Below are 15,985 nucleotides of genomic sequence, written 5' to 3'. Positions count from 1 at the left end.
TCGCGGGCGTTCGTGCTGTTTCTCCGTCGGCCGTCTCTCCCGAGGATCCGTTAGTCGGTTTACTCGTCCGGGTCGATCCGTTCGTCCGGATCGGCCCGCCGGCGCAGCCACTCGAGGCCGAGCGCACCGCCGAGGAGCCCGGCACCGGTCGTGAATCCGGGCGTCCCGTCGGCTCCGGAGTCCTCGTCGCCGTTATCGGCCACCGCGTCATCGTCGCTTCCCCTCTCACCGTCGTCGGTACCGTTTTCGTCACTTTCGCCGTCGTCGATCGCTGCGTCGCCGTCGCTCTCGGTACCGCCGTCGTCGCTGGCTTCGGTACCGCCGTCGTCAGTACCGTTGTCGACGGCTTCAGTACCGCCGTCGTCAGTACCGTCGTCGACGGCCTCGTTGCCGCCGTCGTCAGATTCGGCTCCGCCGTTTTCGCCTTCGCCGGCGTAGTCGTCCTCGTCGTTCTCCGCCTCGGTACCGTCGTCGGGTCGATCGCCGTTCCCGCCGTCTCCTTCGCCTTCGGCAGGTTGGTCGTCCTCCCCGCCGTCGGTAGACTGGTCGTTTCGCTCGCCTTCCTCGCCGTCAGCGGGCTGGTCGCTCTGATCGTCTTCCTCCCCGTCGGCAGACTGATCGTCCTGCTCGCCGTCTTCGTCGTCGGCGGATTGCTCGCCGTCCTCGGCGATCCCTTCGCGAAGCGCCACGAGATCGCCGTCGTGGTCGACGTAGATCGTCTCGCCGCTGATCGCGCGAACGTGTCCGACAGGCGCATCGTCCCTCGAGAGCACCCACTTCTCGGAGCCGTCGTACTTGTTCAGGGCGACGAGGTCCTCGTCGTACTCCCGCCCCCCGTAATTGTAGCCGTCCAGATAGAAGTACGCGTACACCGTGTCGCCGCTGACGACGGCCTGCCCGTAGGTGTACGTCATGTCGAGATTCCAGTCGTACTCGTCACCGTGAATCGAGCCCCCGGAGTACCCGTAGTCGGTGCCGCCGCCGACGTAGATCTCCTCGCCGAACGCTATTTCGCGGGTCCCGGAAGCCATGGTCGCAGGCTCGCCCGTCTGGGCGTCGTACAGCGGCCACTCCTCGTAGGACGCGCCGTCGTAAGCGATCGCTGCCGACGTCGCGTAGGTGGTACTGATGTGGGAACCGACGTAGGTTCCTTTCTGCCAGACCTCGGCGCCGGTCTCCGGCTCGAGCGCGATCGGGCCCGCACCCGTGACGCTGTAGATCACGCCGTTCGCCGCCGCGGGCGCCGTAACGAACTCGTACTCGTCCTCTTCGTCACCGTGCGGTGCAGCGGTGATCGAGTCCTTCGCCCACCGAACCGAGCCGTCGTCAGGCTCGAGCGCGTACAGCGTGCCGTCGACGACGGCGTACACGCCGCCGTAGGCGACCGTCTGCCAGGCGATCTCCTCCTCGGGATCGAACTCGCTCTCCCAGCGAACGGTTCCGTCGGATCGGTCGAGCGCGACGACCTCGCTTCCGCTGAGGTAGACGCTCTCGCCGGCAACCGACGGCGTTCCCGCCTCGGTATCCGTGTTCTCCCAGCGGACGGTGCCGTCGGTCGCATTCAGGGCGAGGACGCCGTCGTCAGTCGACGTGTACACGGTATCGTCGGCAACGGCGACGGAACCCGCGCCCGTCCCCGCACCCTCGACGGACCACTCGGCCTCGAGTTCGCCCCCGTCGAACTCGTGACCGTCGGGGATGTATCTCGCGTGACCGGGGCCGCCCCGGTGTGAGGGCCAGTCCCCGTCCGGGCCCGGATCGCGATCCGGATCCGGAAGTTCGTCGACGTCGACCTCGGACGCTTCGGCCCCCACCGAAGCGAGTCCGGTCCCGATCGACAGCGCTGCACCAGTCGCCAGCACCGAGCGGCGGCGCCACTCTTCCATACCGGGAGAAGACACGTGTAGTACTATAACTATCCGATAATTATCGCCAAATTATCCATTCGGCAACTGTTTCGGCGAACGCGGAGACCGCTCGAAGGAGACGAGCACGACGCTTTCGGCCGTGTTCCCGGCGCGCTGATACCGAGAATGATACCGAGTCGACCAGTCGGGTTCCCGACCCGCCGGCGAAGTGCGAGGGTTCTCGAGCTCGGCGCGGAGTCGTAGTCCGACCATCAGTTCAGGCCGCCCGGAACCCGGGTCCCGCCTGAATTTATAGGTACGCACTCACAAGGTGGGGTATGGGCGATATCGATCTCGACGAACTCGCCGCATCGCTGACGCTTCGCGAGGAAAACCAGGCGATCAAGAGCTACCAGAACACGGTGGCGGTCTCCTGTCCGGCCTGCGACGCGACGTTCGACGACCTCGTCGTCTGCAAGGAGAACCCGGCGAGTCTCAACCTCTCGCGCCAGCTCGATCTCTGCGTCGGCTCGGCCGACGGGCAGGCGGTCATCTTCACCCACAAGAAGTGACTTCTCCCACGACTAAAGTCGTGGGTTTCCCTCACTGAGGGTTAGGCCCACGTCTTCCGGGGAGTTCGCAGGTTCCATCTCACCGTTGGTTCCGTCGAGTACGACCTGCGTTTCGGGCTGAGCCACAACAGCCCCCACCGTCGATAGCGGGCTCTGAATGTCCTTACCAACGGCTCGTTTGCCGATATTCGTCGCGCCATTCTTGTCGCCATTATCGTCCAGCCCGCAATCGTGACACTCGACTCGACCCTGCACGTCACGGCTCGTGTTCTGCGAGCCACATCGCCAGCACGTCACAGACGTGTCGTACTCCGACACTGGGATGCATTCCCGTCCGTCGAGATGCGCCTTGTATGTGAGGATGTTCGCCAGTTTCGCGTACGGCATCTTGTGGGTCTTGTCGTTCACATACCGTCCCTCATCGTTGTCGAAGCGCAACCCGGTCATGTCACCGAACACGATGGCTGCGTTGCGGTCACGGGCGCGAGCGATGAGTTCGTTCGCCACCTGATGCAACTCGTGTTCAACCGTTCGGGATTCCTTGTCACCGATGCGTTCGATGACCTGCGCTCCCGAGCGAACCTTCGCCTTCCCGATTGACTTTCGGAGTTGCTTGTAGTGTTCACGGACACGCCGGACTTCAGCGCCGTGGAACTGCGTATCGCGGTCGGAGAGGAACGTGCTGACGGCGATCCACTTCGCACCCATGTCGACGGCGAGAACATCATCGTATTCGTCTGCGAGGGCCACAGACCGCTTGCAGACGAGGTGAACGTACCATTCCCCGTCTCGATGGACGAGTTCCGAGTCACGGATGTACTCATCGGTGAGCAGATGTGCGTCTTTCTTGGGGACGTGAACGGGAACCCAGATGCTATCCCCACGGTCGATTTCGGGGTTGTAGATTGGGAGTTTGAACCACCACGACGAGAGTACGGTGTCCTCGTTGTGTTCGATGGTGATGCAGTCGTTGCGGAGGACGAGGGGTTGTTCGGTGTCCTCTCGTGGATTCTTGTTCGACCGGACTTTCCCCGCCTGTTGTTTGGTGGCGGAGTAGAGGTTCGCGTCGTCACCGTGAACAACGTCTTGGAACGCGGAGTATTCGCGTTCGACAAGTCGGGCTTTCCGCTCGGTGAGCGAGTGGAGTTTGACACGTACTGTGGTAGTGACTTCGCGGTGCATCGTTATTGCCCAGTCTGTGCTTCGATGTACTCCTCGATGGTCTGACTCGACACTTCGCCCGCCGAGGAGACGAAGTACGAGCGTGTCCACAGCGACGGCAGGCCGAAGTCAAACTCGTCGCGGAGGTTCCGAGAGGTGTAGCCCTTGACCTGTTGGATGATTTTGTTTGGTGTGAGTGTCGGGTTGCCCGTGATGAACAGGTGTACGTGGTCGGGCTGGATTGCCAGTCGGAGGATGGTGAGTCCGAGTTCGTCGGCTTTCTCCTCGATGCGGTGTTCGAGGCGGTCGGCAACCTCGTCCGTTAGCACCGGCTTGCGGTACTTTGGACACCACACGAAGTGGTAGTGGAGGTTGTGAACCGACGTTCGCTCTCGACTGTACCCCCGTGGCATACTGTTATATAGACGTCAACCTATATTAGGTGTTACACTTCTATCAACCTTCGGTCGGCTATTGAGGATGGATTGTGTCGTATTTGGTCGGATTCATCCCACGACTGAAGTCGTGGGCTTTCTCCTTGAACCTCTGTAACGTTCAGCGAACCTCGACCGTTCGGCGCTCCTCGAGGGGGACGAGGGGCTGTTCGGGGAAGGCGACGCTGACGCGGAACTCGAGCTCGTCGGCGTCGGCGCCGAAGACGCCGACGGGAACCGTCTCCTCGTCCCGGAGGTAGGTGCTCGTGCTCGTCATCTCGACGCCGTCGTCGGGAACGTTCGTTCCCGACTGGCTCGAGAGCGCATCACTCTCTCGAACGTGTACGGTCACCCGAATCCCGGCCCGCGCGGGCTCGCCGACGTTTCGCACAAAAACCTCGGAGACGTCGTTCTCCCCGGCGGCGATCGTCTCGGGGAACGATCCCCACTCGAGTTCGGCCGCGGGCAGCGACTGCGCCCCCTCGTAGACCCGCTCGGCGACCCCTTCCGAGAGGCCCGCCTCGACCAGCCCGGCGACGCCGGCGTCGACGACGTCGCCGGGCGTCGACAGCCCCTCCGTCGAGAGTTTACTCGCTCGTCCGGGGCCGATCCCGTCGACCGCCGTGAGGCCGACGGCGTCCTCGGCGACGCCGTTCTCGATCCGGGCCTCGACGCGCCTGGCGAGGTTCGCGGCGTGGGGGCCGACCAGCCGATCGAGGAACGCGCCCAGCGCGGAGAGCAGCCGGGTCGCGTTCCGACGGATGACCCAGGCGTCGCTCCGGAGTTCGGGAGGGACCGAACCGCTCGCGGCTCCGCGCAAGATTGCGAGCACCTTCCGCTGGCCGGGCTCGAGGTCGCCCGTCTCCTGACCCACCAGCACCGCGTCGATCGCGTCGCGTTCGGCCTGGCGGGCCGACACCGAGTCGAACTCCGCGGCGGTCGCGACGACCTCGAGGAGGTCGTCGGTTTCGGCCGACGCTCCCCCCTCGATGCGGTCACACAGCGCCGCGAACCGGGCGGCCGTCTCGAGCCGGAGGTAGTACTTCGAGGCCAGCACGCCCCGCGGGGTGGCCTCGATCGAGAGGTCCGTCTCGTCCATCGCGACGAACCCCCGATCGACCAGGTTCTCGAGGCAGTCCCGGACGCGCCCCCGGAGGTTCGGGAAGTCGTACGCCTCGGGTTTGGACTGCCCGCGAACGTAGTAGAAGGTCGTCTCGAGCCAGTCCATCACGTCCTCGAGGTCGGTGATCGTCCCCATCGCGATCTCGGCGTTGAGGTGGGTGCCGAGGGTCTCGGCGAGCCGGGACTCGATCTCCTTGCCGTCCTCGAGCAGCCGGCGGTACTTGTCGGCCTCGGCGGTATCGCAGACGACCCAGCCGTAGCCGACGTCGTCGTACCCCGGCCTCCCGGCCCGGCCGAGCATCTGGAGGACGTCGAGGGGGCTCATGTCGATCTCGCCCTCGAGGGGGTCGTGGAGCTTCGTGTCCCGGATGACGACACAGCGGGCGGGGAGGTTGACGCCCCACGCGAGCGTCGAGGTCGAGAACAGCAACTCGACCAGGCCCTCCTTGAACCACGCCTCGACGAGGTCGCGGTCGTTCTTCGAGAGCCCGGCGTGGTGGAAGGCGACGCCGTCGAGCACCGAGTTCCGGAGCGTGTCGTTTTCCAGCTCCTGGGCGTCGGTGTGGAAGTCGTAGTCGCCGCGGGCGCCCATCGGGATATCGCGCTCGGCGATCTCGTCTCTGGCCTTCTCGGCCGCCCGGACCGTGTCCTGGCGCGATGAGACGAACACGAGCGACTGGCCGTCCTCGCGGAGGTGGGGTTCCGCGAGGTCCAGCGCCCGGTAGAGCCGGCGGTACTTGTCGGCGAAGGAGTTCTCGCCGTGGGTGTAGGTCTTGACGCCGGCGTTGAGCTCGACGGGCCGGTACTCCGAGCCGAACTCGAAGGTCGCGTCCTCGGGGGCGTCGAGCCAGGCCGCGACGTCGTCGACGTTGGGCATCGTCGCCGAGAGCGCGACGATGCGGGGGTCACAGAGCCGGCGCAGCCGGGAGATCGTCACCTCGAGGACCGACCCCCGTCGGTCGGCGTCGAGCAGGTGGACCTCGTCGATGACGCAGACGTCGACGTCGGTGACGAAGTCGTACCGCCGCGAGTCGTGTTTGCGGGTCGCCGAGTCGAGCTTCTCGGGGGTCATCACGAGGATGTCGGCGCGGCGGGCCCGCCGCGGGTTGAGCTCGCGCTCGCCGGTGACGACGTACACCGAGTAGCCGAGGCTCTCGAAGCGGTCCCAGTCGTCTTCCTTCTCGTTGGTCAGGGCCCGCATCGGCGCGATAAACAGCGCGGTTCCGTCCTCGGCGAGCGCCCTGCAGATCGCCAGCTCCGCGAGGGCGGTCTTGCCGGAGGCCGTCGGCGCGCTCGCGACGACGTTCTCGTCGGACTCGAGCAACGCGGGCAGGGCCTCCCGCTGCATCCGGTTGAACTCCTCGAAGGCGAAGGCGTCGGCGAACTCGGGTAGAACCTCGGCGACCTCCATCAGGCGGAAACGGGGGGTGACGGGCCAAAGGCGTTTCCTTCGGCCGCTCGCGCCGACGGTCGCGGCGCGGGCAGCGAGGAGACTTCCGCAACTCAGTCGGCGGCCTCTGCAGCCGCGGTTTCGGCCGCGCGGGCGTTCATCCCGGTCTCGGTCTCGTACCAGTAGTACGCGCCCAGTCCCAGCGCGGCGACGACGTTCGAGACGGTGACGCCCCAGAAGATCCCGACGACCCCCAGCTCGAGAAGGTACGCGCCCGCGAGCGCGATCGGAAGCCGGACGATCCAGTACTGCAGCAGGGTCGCGACCAGGCTCGTTCGGGTTCGTCGGGCGCCGTTGAACCCGCCCTGCAGGAGATAGGTTGCGCCGATCGCCCAGTAGCCGTACGCGAGGATCCGCAGGTACGCCGCGGCGAGTTCGACTTCTTCGGGGCTGGCGTCGGGGACGAACAGCACCGACAGCGTCCCCGGGACCGCCCACTGGACCGCGCCGACGAGGGAGAGGGCGCTGCCCGCGATGGCGACGCCGACCCACGTCGTTCGTCGCGCGCGCCCGGGCAGTTCGGCGCCGAGGTTCTGGCCGACCATGCTCTGGGCGGCCTGCTGAAGTCCGATCGCGGGGACGAACGCGATCGCCGCCACCCGAGCGCCGATGGTGTACGCCGCCAGCCCCGCCGCGCCGCCGACGATCGCGACCAGCCAGACCATCCCGACGCGAGCCGACTGGCTCGAGAGGTACTGGCCCGCGGTCGGCCAGCCGATGTCGACGATCTCGCGACAGTCCTCGAGTTCGAACGCCACCACGTCCCGCGAGAGGACGAACCCGTCTCGCCCCCGGACGGCTATCCCGAGTCCGAACAGGAGGCCGACCCCGTAGCCGACCCCCGTCGCCAGCGCCGCGCCGGGAACGCCCAGCTCGGGGAACAGCCACCAGCCGAAGATCAGGAACGGGTCGGCGACGACGTTGACCGCGACGGCGACCGCGTTGATGTACAACGCGGCGCGGGTGTCGCCCCAGCCGATGAAACTCGACTCGAGGGCCTCGCTCGCGCTCAGAAGGGGGAAGACGAGCGCGGCGACGCCGAGGTAGGCCGCGGCGTACCGGGTGACCAGCTCGTCGGCACCGAAGACGCCGACGATCTCCGGGGCGAACGCCGCGACGGCGAGGCCCGCGAGACCGCCGGCGAGGAATCCGACGAGGATCCCGTTGCCCGTCGCCCGACGGGCTCGATCGTCCTCGTCGGCGCCGACGCGCTGGGAGACCAGCACCTGCGTCCCGACGCCCGCTCCGACCGAAACAGCCGCGAGCACTCCCATCAGCGGAAACGTCAACCCGACGGCCGCGACGCCCTCGAGGCTGTGGCGGCCGAGCCAGAGGGTGTCGGCGACCTGCTGGAGGACCTGGACGAGATTCTGGACGAGCAGCGGCGCGGCCAGGACGGCGAGCACTCGCGGTATCGAGCCCGTCGTGATCTCCTCGCGCTCGAGGTCGAGCATTCTATATATACGGATATATTTGAGTAAAATAAATATTTCTGTTGTACTCACACTGAGATGAATTGTCGATCACAACCGTTTTTCTCCCTGGCCCGCCACGGTAGAGGTATGAGTAGCGCCCGCAAGCCCGACTGGCTCAAGATGCGTCCGCCGTCGGGACAGGAGTTTACCGACATCCGGGAACACCTCCGCGATCGGAACCTCCACACTGTCTGCGAGGAGGCGAACTGTCCGAACCTCGGGGAGTGCTGGTCCGGCGGCGCCGGAACCGGAGACGGACAGGGAGGAACGGCCACGTTCATGCTGATGGGCGATCGCTGCTCTCGAGCCTGCAACTTCTGTGACGTCCGAACGGGCGGGATGGAGTCGCTTGATCCCGATGAACCCGAAAACGTCGCGGAGGCGATCGCCGAGATCGGTCTCGACTACGTCGTGCTCACGAGCGTCGATCGGGACGACCTCCCCGATCAGGGTGCGGGTCACTTCGCCGAGACCATCCGCGAGATCAAACGGCGCCACCCCGGTATCCTCGTCGAAGTCCTGATTCCGGATTTCCAGGGAGAGGAACGCCTCGTGCGCAAGATCATCGACGCCGACCCGGACGTCATCGCCCACAACGTCGAGACCGTCGAGCGCCTGCAGTTTCCCGTCCGGGATCGCCGCGCCGGCTACGAACAGAGCCTGGGCGTGCTCGAGCAGGTCGACCGGGAGTCCGACATCTACACGAAGACATCGATCATGCTCGGCCACGGCGAGTACGACCACGAGGTCTACCGGACCCTGGCGGACCTCCGCGAGCGCGGCGTCGACATCGTCACCCTCGGTCAGTACCTCCGCCCCTCGCGGGACCACCTCGAGGTGCAACGCTACGACCACCCCGACAAGTACGAGACCTGGCGCCGGGTCGCCGAGGACGAACTCGACTTTCTGTACTGCGCCAGCGGGCCGATGGTCCGCTCGTCGTACAAGGCCGGCGAACTGTTCGTCGACGCCGTCCTCCGCGAGGGGAAAGACGTCGCCGAGGCGCGACGGGACGCGCGAGCAACGACGGAGTCGGCCGAGTTCGCCGAGTAATCCGCCCTGAACTGCGTTCCCGTCTGTCCCCGAGACCGACCGTCCGTCCACTACTGGGCCCGCTGTTCTCCCGACGTACACACAACGTCTCTGTTCGCCGCATTGACACGGACGATCGGTCGATTCGATCTCGGTTCCCCGAACACTCACCGGGTGTCGAGCAAGAATCTCATCGATAGTAAACTATTTACGAAAATCCTTTAACGCGAGCGATAATTCGTTAGGGTATGCACAGGTGGGTACACCCGTGAGTACGATACAGCGAGACCCCCAGGACCGCGTACAGGTGCTCGACGACGCCGGCCGCGTCCTCGAGGGCGCCGAGGTACCCGACCTCGCCGAGACGGAACTCGTCGAGATGTACGAGCAGATGCGACTCGTTCGTCACTTCGACGAGCGGGCGGTGAGCCTCCAGCGCCAGGGCCGGATGGGAACGTATCCACCCCTGTCCGGACAGGAGGCCTCCCAGATCGGCAGCGCACACGCGCTCGAGGCCGAGGACTGGGTGTTTCCGAGCTACCGCGAGCACGGGACGGCGCTCGTCCGCGGGATGTCGCTCGAGCGGACCCTGCTGTACTGGATGGGCCACGAGCGGGGCAACCGGATCCCCGACGACGCCAACATCTTCACCGTAGCCGTTCCGATCGCCACCCAGATCCCACACGCGACGGGTGCAGCGTGGGCCTCGAAGCTCAAGGGCGAGGAGAAGGCGTTCCTGTGTTACTTCGGCGACGGCGCCACGAGCGAGGGCGACTTCCACGAGGGGTTGAACTTCGCCGGCGTCTTCGACACGCCGAACGTCTTCTTCTGTAACAACAACCAGTGGGCGATCTCCGTGCCTCGAGAGCGCCAGACCGCGAGCGAGACCCTCGCCCAGAAGGCGACGGCCTACGGGTTCGAGGGCGTCCAGGTCGACGGGATGGACCCGCTGGCGGTGTACACGGTCACCCGCGACGCCGTCGAGAAGGCCAAAGATCCCGACGCCGTCGAGGACGAGTCGCCCGGCAGCGCGACCCGACCGACGCTCATCGAGGCCGTCCAGTACCGCTTCGGCGCACACACGACCGCGGACGACCCCTCGGTCTACCGCGACGACGACGAGGTCGAGCGCTGGAAGCAGAAGGACCCGATCCCGCGCATGGAGACGTTCCTGCGCAACAACGGGATGCTCGACGACGAGCGCGTCGACGCCATCGAGAGTCGGGTCTCGGCGGAGGTCGCCGACGCCATCGACGCCGCCGAGGCGGTCGAGCGGCCCGATCCCGAGGAGATCTTCGCGCACGTCTACGAGGGGATGCCCAGACGACTACGGGAACAACTCGAGTGGTTCGAATCGGTTCGGGAGCGACACGGCGACGACGCCCTGCTGGAGGGATAACATGGCTGCAGAATCGGAAAACCTCACGCTGGTACAGGCGGTACGAGACGGGTTGCAAAGCGAGATGGAACGCGACGACGACGTCGTCGTCATGGGCGAGGACGTCGGGAAAAACGGCGGCGTCTTCCGCGCCACGGAGGGACTGTACGACGAGTTCGGCGAAAATCGCGTCATCGACACGCCGCTGGCGGAGTCGGGGATCGTCGGTACGGCGGTCGGCATGGCCGCCTACGGGCTTCGTCCGGTCCCGGAGATGCAGTTCCTCGGCTTCATCTACCCCGCGTTCGACCAGATCGTCTCCCACGCCGCGCGCCTGCGGACGCGCTCGAGAGGACGGTACACCTGTCCGATGGTCATCCGCGCCCCCTACGGCGGGGGAATCCGGGCGCCCGAACACCACTCCGAGTCCTCGGAGGCGATGTTCGTCCACCAGCCCGGACTGAAGGTCGTCGTCCCCTCGACCCCCTACGACACGAAGGGGCTACTCGCGAGCGCGATCCGTTCGCCGGACCCGGTCGTCTTCCTCGAGCCCAAACTCATCTACCGGGCGTTCCGCGAGGAGGTGCCGGACGAACCCTACGAGGTTCCGATCGGCGAGGCTGCCGTCCGTCGCGAGGGGTCGGACATCTCCGTGTTCACCTGGGGGGCGATGACCCGCCCGACCCTCGAGGCCGCCGAGAACCTCGCGGGCGAGGTAGACGTCGAGGTCGTCGACCTGCGGACGCTGTCGCCGCTCGACGAGGAGACCGTCGTCGAGTCGTTCAAGAAGACCGGACGCGCGGCGGTCGTCCACGAGGCCCCCAAGACGGGTGGCCTCGGCGCCGAGATCGCGGCGACGATCCAGGAGGAGGCACTGCTGTACCAGGAGGCACCGGTCGAGCGCATCACCGGGTTCGACACGCCGTTCCCGCTGTACGCGCTCGAGGACTACTACCTTCCCGAGCCGGCCCGCATCGAGGACGGCATTCGGGACGCGATGGAGTTCTAACATGGTCCGAGAGTTCAAACTGCCCGACGTCGGCGAGGGGGTCGCCGAGGGCGAACTGGTCACGTGGCTGGTCGAGGAGGGCGATACGGTCAGCGAGGACCAGCCGGTCGCGGAGGTCGAAACCGACAAGGCGCTCGTCGAGGTCCCCTCGCCGGTCGACGGCACCGTCAGGGAACTCCACTGGGAGGAAGGCGAGATGGTCCCCGTCGGCGACCTGTTCGTCACGTACGACGTCGAGGGTGAGGAGAGCGCCGACGAACCGACGACCTCGGAAGAAGAGCAAGCCAGCGAGCCCTCGGGCGTCGACTCGCCAGCGGAGGCTCGGACGGACGCCAAGGACGAACCCGCGGGGGACGCCGGCGCGACCGGAGCCGAAACCGGCGAGGTCGCTCTATCGGAATCCCGGGTCTTCGCGCCGCCGCGCGTACGACGGCTGGCCCGCGAGGAGGGGATCGACCTCTCGGGGCTCGAGGGCAGTGGTCCCGGCGGTCGCATCACCGCGGCCGACGTGGAGGCCGCTGCGGACGACTTGGATCACTCCTCGGAGTCGGTAGAAGTCGAGACGCCGTCCGAGGAATCCGCGTCTGATGCGGGAACGGACTCGAGTTCTGCCACGGCCGACACCGCCGCATCCGACACCGGGGCGCAACCTACCCACTCGACGACTGCGCCGCCGTCGGTCGAGTCGGCCGATCGGGCTCGAACACTGGCTGCGCCCGCGACTCGGAGGCTCGCCGAGGAGGAGGGCGTCGACATCGACGCCGTTCCGACCGACGAGGAACGTGACGGTGAGGCGTTCGTCACGCCCGAGGCCGTCCGGGAGTACGCCGAAACCCAGCGACGGGCTCAGGAGGCCGACGCCGAGGCGGTTTCGGCGGGCGAACCCGTCGGCTCGAAGGGGACGGCGTTCGCCAAGGGCGAGCGTGAGCGCCGGGAGCCGTTCACGGGCGTCCGGAAGACCATCGCTGACGCGATGGTCGAGTCGAAGTACTCGGCGCCCCACGTCACCCACCACGACGAGGTCGACGTCACGGAACTCGTCGCGGCTCGAGAGCGGCTCAAACCACGGGCCGAGGAGCAGGGGATCGGCCTCACCTACATGCCCTTTATCACGAAGGCCGTGACGGCGGCGCTGAAGGAGTTCCCCGAGATGAACGCGGTGATCGACGAGGACAACGAGGAGATCGTCTACCGCGACTACTACAATATCGGGATCGCCACGGCGACCGACGTCGGCCTGATGGTTCCGGTCCTTGAGGACACCGACCGAAAGGGTCTCCTGCAGCTGTCCTCGGAGATGAACGAACTCGTCACGAAGGCCCGCGAGCGCTCGATCAGTCCCGACGAGCTCCGGGGCTCGACCTTTACGATCACGAACGTCGGCGGCATCGGCGGCGAGTACGCGACGCCGATCCTGAACTACCCCGAGTCGGGAATCCTCGCGGTCGGCGAAATCAAGCGCAAACCCCGCGTCGTCACCGACGACGATGGAACGGAATCGATCGAACCGCGGTCGGTGATGACGCTGTCGCTGTCGTTCGATCACCGACTGATCGACGGAGCGGTCGGAGCGCGGTTCACCAACGAAGTGATGGAGTATCTCGAGAATCCGGAACTGCTACTGCTCGAATGATGAACCTTACTACGCTGCTCCGAGAGGGAACTAACTGATGGTCGTTGGAGACGTCACCACCGGAACGGACGTGCTGGTCGTCGGCGCCGGACCTGCGGGCTACGTGGCCGCGATCCGGGCCGGACAGCTCGATCTGGACGTAACGCTCGTCGAAAAGGACGCGTACGGGGGAACCTGTCTGAACGACGGCTGCATCCCCTCGAAGGCGCTGATCACCGCAACGGACGTTGCCCACGAGGCGGGCAACGCCGAGGAAATGGGGATTCACGCCGACCCCGCGGTCGATCTCGCGGGAATGATGGGCTGGAAGGACGACGTTGTCGACCAGCTCACCGGTGGCGTCGAGAAACTGTGCAAGGCAAACGGCGTCAACCTGCTCGAGGGGACCGCCACCTTCGCGGACGAGAACACCGTCCGGGTCTCTCACAGCGGCGAGGGCCAGGGTTCGGAGACCCTCGAGTTCGAACACGCTATCGTCGCGACTGGCTCGCGGCCGATTCAGATCCCCGGCTTCGAGTACGACGACGAGCCGGTGATCGATTCGACGCAGGCGCTCGCGCTCGAGTCGGTGCCGGACTCGATGGTGATCGTCGGCGCCGGCTACATCGGGATGGAGCTTGCCGGCGTCTATGCCAAGCTCGGCACCGACGTCACCGTCATCGAGATGCTCGATTCGATCCTGCCGGGGTACGACGACGACCTCAAACGTCCCGTCAAGCAGCGCGCGACCGACCTCGGAATCGACTTTCACTTCGGGTACGCGGCCTCGGAGTGGACCGAGACGGGCGACGGCATCCGGGTCGTCGCCGAACCGACCGAGGAGGCCACAGCCGACGGCGGGAGCGAGGCGAGCGCCGAGACCGTCGAGGACGACGCTCTCGAGCTCGACACCGAGAAGGTTCTCGTCGCCGTCGGACGAGAACCGGTGTCGGACACGCTCGAGCTCGAGAACGCTGGCGTCGAAACCGACGACCGCGGTTTCATCGAGACCGACTCGCGGGCGCGCTCGAACGTCGAGCACGTCTTCGCCGTCGGCGACGTCGCTGGCGAGCCGATGCTCGCCCACAAGGGGAGCATGGAGGGCCAGGTCGCCGCCGAGGTGATCGCCGGCGAGCCGTCGGCGATCGACTACCAGGCGATGCCCGCGGCGGTGTTTACTGAACCCGAGATCGGCACCGTCGGGATGTCCGAATCAGAGGCCGAAGAGGCCGGCTTCGAGACCGCCGTCGGAAAATTCCCGTTCCGGGCCAGCGGCCGAGCGCTGACGACCGGCGAGACCGACGGGTTCGTCAAGATCGTCGCCGACGAGGAACAGGGGTACGTTCTGGGCGCACAGATCGTCGGTCCCGAGGCCTCCGAACTGATCGCCGAACTCGGACTCGCGATCGAACTCGGCGCGACGCTCGAGGACATCGCCTCGACGGTTCACACGCACCCGACGCTTTCGGAATCGGTGATGGAAGCGGCCGAGAACGCGCTCGGTCACGCGATCCACACGCTGAACCGCTAGCGCGAACCCGGGACTCGAGCGCCCCTCGCCGGGCTGGCTCGAGGTCGGGAACGGTAGACGAACGCTCCCCGTGCGCGACGAGAATCGAAGAGTTCGACGGTGTCGCGTTCGACTCGGCGAGCGAGAGCGATCGAACGGTCCGGTACTACTGGACGTACAGCGAGTACGCGATCACGAAAAAGCCCACGAGCACGAGCAAACTCTCGAGCAACACCCCCATTACGAGCTCGACGCCGAGTATCTCGTGGAGAACGCCCGCAAGTACGAACCCGAGCGTGACGATTCCGAATCCGCCCGCGAGATATCCCAGCGCGGGTTGACGCGTTCGACGGTACGCCTTGAGCGCGAAGTAGGTGATCACCCCACCCACGACGAGAACGAGCGTTTTGACAACTGCCAGTACGAGCGCAAGTTCGGTTCCAGTCATGTCTCCTTTCGCACCTCAGACCACAGTTCGGCGAGTCGTTCGTCGGCTGTCCTGGCCGGACGCTCGATCTGTACCGACAGCGACCGGTCGTCTTCGAGGGAGAGCGTAATCTCGTCGAACGCCACGGAGTACTTGCTCGCGTGGTGGCCGTCCTGACGGATTTCGGTCGACTCCTCGAGGAGCGTCGAATCAGTTAGCAGCTCGAGCTTTCGGTACAGCGTGGACTGTGGTATCTCACACTGCGCGTTGAGCTCGGCCGCCGTCATCGGCTCCTCGAGTTTCCGGATGATCTCCCGGCAGTCGGGGTCGTCGAGCGCAGAACAGATCACTTCCGGTGACGGCGGTGGTTCCGAAGTGATCGGATCCTGGACCATTCGTCTACTCCTTGCAACGCGCCGGGTTTATTCGCATCGATGCACGACTTCATCGCGGACGCCGGCGGTCGAAGCCTTCTTGCGCGTGCGCGCTCGATGTCGAAACTGCGCGGGTATCATTCGGTTCGACTGTCCCTTCGAGGGGAGGATGACCGGCCGACCTCCGCCCGCGTAATATTCTGTACGGAATAGTGTCAAGTATTCTTCTAGATATCGGAAAACCGTGGTATGTGGATCCGGTTCGAACTATCCGATCTTCGACGGCCTTATGTATGGACCGGGTCCTCGTCACTAATGCGAACGACGTGACGTTCTCGTCGCGTCCCCTTCGGCCGATTTCGGCGCGAAGGCAGGTACTCCATCCGAACGCTCATCCGTTCTCGATTGGAACGGGATGTCCTTCGACGGCCGCGGTCAATCCGACGGCCTTAAGTACATACGAGAACTCGGATGGAACGCATTCGAAACCCGACGACGCCGTTCGACGGCCCGTCGGATCGGACGACTCGCCTTCGAAGGGGTTAAGTACTCCTCGGGGCTTACGAGTACGTCCGAAGGAAA

13 protein-coding genes are annotated in these 15,985 nt (G+C 65.7%); 6 read left to right on the top strand and 7 right to left on the bottom strand.

Features of this window, described 5'->3' with window-relative positions; translation table 11 throughout:
• Positions 1–59 precede the first annotated feature (59 nt).
• On the bottom strand, positions 60–1,886 hold the full coding sequence (locus GWG54_RS13905; RefSeq protein ID WP_167938344.1) for a PQQ-binding-like beta-propeller repeat protein: 1,827 nt from the start codon (positions 1,884–1,886) through the stop codon (positions 60–62).
• A 299-nt stretch (positions 1,887–2,185) separates the two neighbouring features.
• Between GWG54_RS13905 and GWG54_RS13900 the strand changes: the two genes are divergently transcribed.
• Positions 2,186–2,419 (top strand): hypothetical protein, encoded by a 234-nt coding sequence (locus GWG54_RS13900; RefSeq protein ID WP_167938343.1) that lies wholly within the window; start codon positions 2,186–2,188, stop codon positions 2,417–2,419.
• Positions 2,420–2,431: 12 nt separating this feature from the next.
• Here the strand turns inward: GWG54_RS13900 and GWG54_RS13895 are convergent, their stop codons facing one another.
• The 4 genes from GWG54_RS13895 to GWG54_RS13880 all read right to left on the bottom strand — a co-directional run bounded on the left by GWG54_RS13895 (position 2,432) and on the right by GWG54_RS13880 (position 8,040).
• Complete coding sequence (locus GWG54_RS13895) at positions 2,432–3,601, bottom strand: RNA-guided endonuclease TnpB family protein (protein ID WP_167938342.1); 1,170 nt, start codon at positions 3,599–3,601, stop codon at positions 2,432–2,434.
• 2 nt (positions 3,602–3,603) lie between these two features.
• Complete coding sequence (tnpA, locus tag GWG54_RS13890; protein WP_167938341.1) at positions 3,604–3,993, bottom strand: IS200/IS605 family transposase; 390 nt, start codon at positions 3,991–3,993, stop codon at positions 3,604–3,606.
• 142 nt (positions 3,994–4,135) lie between these two features.
• Positions 4,136–6,547, bottom strand: coding sequence for a DEAD/DEAH box helicase (locus GWG54_RS13885; protein ID WP_167938340.1), 2,412 nt, complete (start codon positions 6,545–6,547; stop codon positions 4,136–4,138).
• A gap of 92 nt (positions 6,548–6,639) precedes the next feature.
• Positions 6,640–8,040: an MATE family efflux transporter gene (locus GWG54_RS13880; RefSeq protein WP_167938339.1), complete on the bottom strand. Its 1,401-nt coding sequence runs from the start codon at positions 8,038–8,040 to the stop codon at positions 6,640–6,642.
• A gap of 108 nt (positions 8,041–8,148) precedes the next feature.
• Between GWG54_RS13880 and lipA the strand changes: the two genes are divergently transcribed.
• From lipA to lpdA, 5 genes are all read left to right on the top strand, one after another.
• Positions 8,149–9,114, top strand: coding sequence for a lipoyl synthase (gene lipA, locus GWG54_RS13875; protein ID WP_167938338.1), 966 nt, complete (start codon positions 8,149–8,151; stop codon positions 9,112–9,114).
• A 247-nt stretch (positions 9,115–9,361) separates the two neighbouring features.
• On the top strand, positions 9,362–10,492 hold the full coding sequence (gene pdhA, locus GWG54_RS13870) for a pyruvate dehydrogenase (acetyl-transferring) E1 component subunit alpha (RefSeq protein WP_167938337.1): 1,131 nt from the start codon (positions 9,362–9,364) through the stop codon (positions 10,490–10,492).
• A 1-nt stretch (position 10,493) separates the two neighbouring features.
• Positions 10,494–11,480, top strand: a complete 987-nt coding sequence (locus GWG54_RS13865; protein WP_167938336.1) for an alpha-ketoacid dehydrogenase subunit beta — start codon at positions 10,494–10,496, stop codon at positions 11,478–11,480.
• 1 nt (position 11,481) lies between these two features.
• Positions 11,482–13,113, top strand: coding sequence for a dihydrolipoamide acetyltransferase family protein (locus GWG54_RS13860; protein ID WP_167938335.1), 1,632 nt, complete (start codon positions 11,482–11,484; stop codon positions 13,111–13,113).
• Positions 13,114–13,150: 37 nt separating this feature from the next.
• Positions 13,151–14,623 carry a dihydrolipoyl dehydrogenase gene (gene lpdA / locus GWG54_RS13855; protein WP_167938334.1) on the top strand — a complete coding sequence of 491 codons (1,473 nt, stop codon included), beginning with the start codon at positions 13,151–13,153 and terminating at the stop codon, positions 14,621–14,623.
• A 145-nt stretch (positions 14,624–14,768) separates the two neighbouring features.
• Here lpdA and GWG54_RS13850 read toward each other — a convergent pair whose 3' ends face one another.
• Together GWG54_RS13850 and GWG54_RS13845 are read right to left on the bottom strand one after the other, a co-directional pair.
• Positions 14,769–15,050 carry a hypothetical protein gene (locus GWG54_RS13850; protein ID WP_167938333.1) on the bottom strand — a complete coding sequence of 94 codons (282 nt, stop codon included), beginning with the start codon at positions 15,048–15,050 and terminating at the stop codon, positions 14,769–14,771.
• Complete coding sequence (locus GWG54_RS13845) at positions 15,047–15,424, bottom strand: helix-turn-helix domain-containing protein (protein WP_049892695.1); 378 nt, start codon at positions 15,422–15,424, stop codon at positions 15,047–15,049. The genes GWG54_RS13850 and GWG54_RS13845 overlap by 4 nt, the downstream gene beginning before the upstream one ends.
• Between the last annotated feature and the right edge of the window lie 561 nt (positions 15,425–15,985).

It is taken from the genome of Natronococcus sp. JC468 (genome assembly GCF_012163165.1).
GTDB classification, from domain to species: Archaea; Halobacteriota; Halobacteria; order Halobacteriales; family Natrialbaceae; genus Natronococcus; species Natronococcus jeotgali.
The sequence above is the reverse complement of the archived record's forward strand: the minus strand, read 5'-3'. Positions and strand labels throughout refer to the sequence as shown.

Coding starts and splice junctions, on each gene's coding strand:
- GWG54_RS13905 (WP_167938344.1), bottom strand. CDS start 1,886: ATGGAAGAGTGGCGCCGCCGCTCGGTGCTGGCGACTGGTGCAGCGCTG.
- GWG54_RS13900 (WP_167938343.1), top strand. CDS start 2,186: ATGGGCGATATCGATCTCGACGAACTCGCCGCATCGCTGACGCTTCGC.
- GWG54_RS13895 (WP_167938342.1), bottom strand. CDS start 3,601: ATGCACCGCGAAGTCACTACCACAGTACGTGTCAAACTCCACTCGCTC.
- tnpA (WP_167938341.1), bottom strand. CDS start 3,993: ATGCCACGGGGGTACAGTCGAGAGCGAACGTCGGTTCACAACCTCCAC.
- GWG54_RS13885 (WP_167938340.1), bottom strand. CDS start 6,547: ATGGAGGTCGCCGAGGTTCTACCCGAGTTCGCCGACGCCTTCGCCTTC.
- GWG54_RS13880 (WP_167938339.1), bottom strand. CDS start 8,040: ATGCTCGACCTCGAGCGCGAGGAGATCACGACGGGCTCGATACCGCGA.
- lipA (WP_167938338.1), top strand. CDS start 8,149: ATGAGTAGCGCCCGCAAGCCCGACTGGCTCAAGATGCGTCCGCCGTCG.
- GWG54_RS13865 (WP_167938336.1), top strand. CDS start 10,494: ATGGCTGCAGAATCGGAAAACCTCACGCTGGTACAGGCGGTACGAGAC.
- GWG54_RS13860 (WP_167938335.1), top strand. CDS start 11,482: ATGGTCCGAGAGTTCAAACTGCCCGACGTCGGCGAGGGGGTCGCCGAG.
- lpdA (WP_167938334.1), top strand. CDS start 13,151: ATGGTCGTTGGAGACGTCACCACCGGAACGGACGTGCTGGTCGTCGGC.
- GWG54_RS13850 (WP_167938333.1), bottom strand. CDS start 15,050: ATGACTGGAACCGAACTTGCGCTCGTACTGGCAGTTGTCAAAACGCTC.
- GWG54_RS13845 (WP_049892695.1), bottom strand. CDS start 15,424: ATGGTCCAGGATCCGATCACTTCGGAACCACCGCCGTCACCGGAAGTG.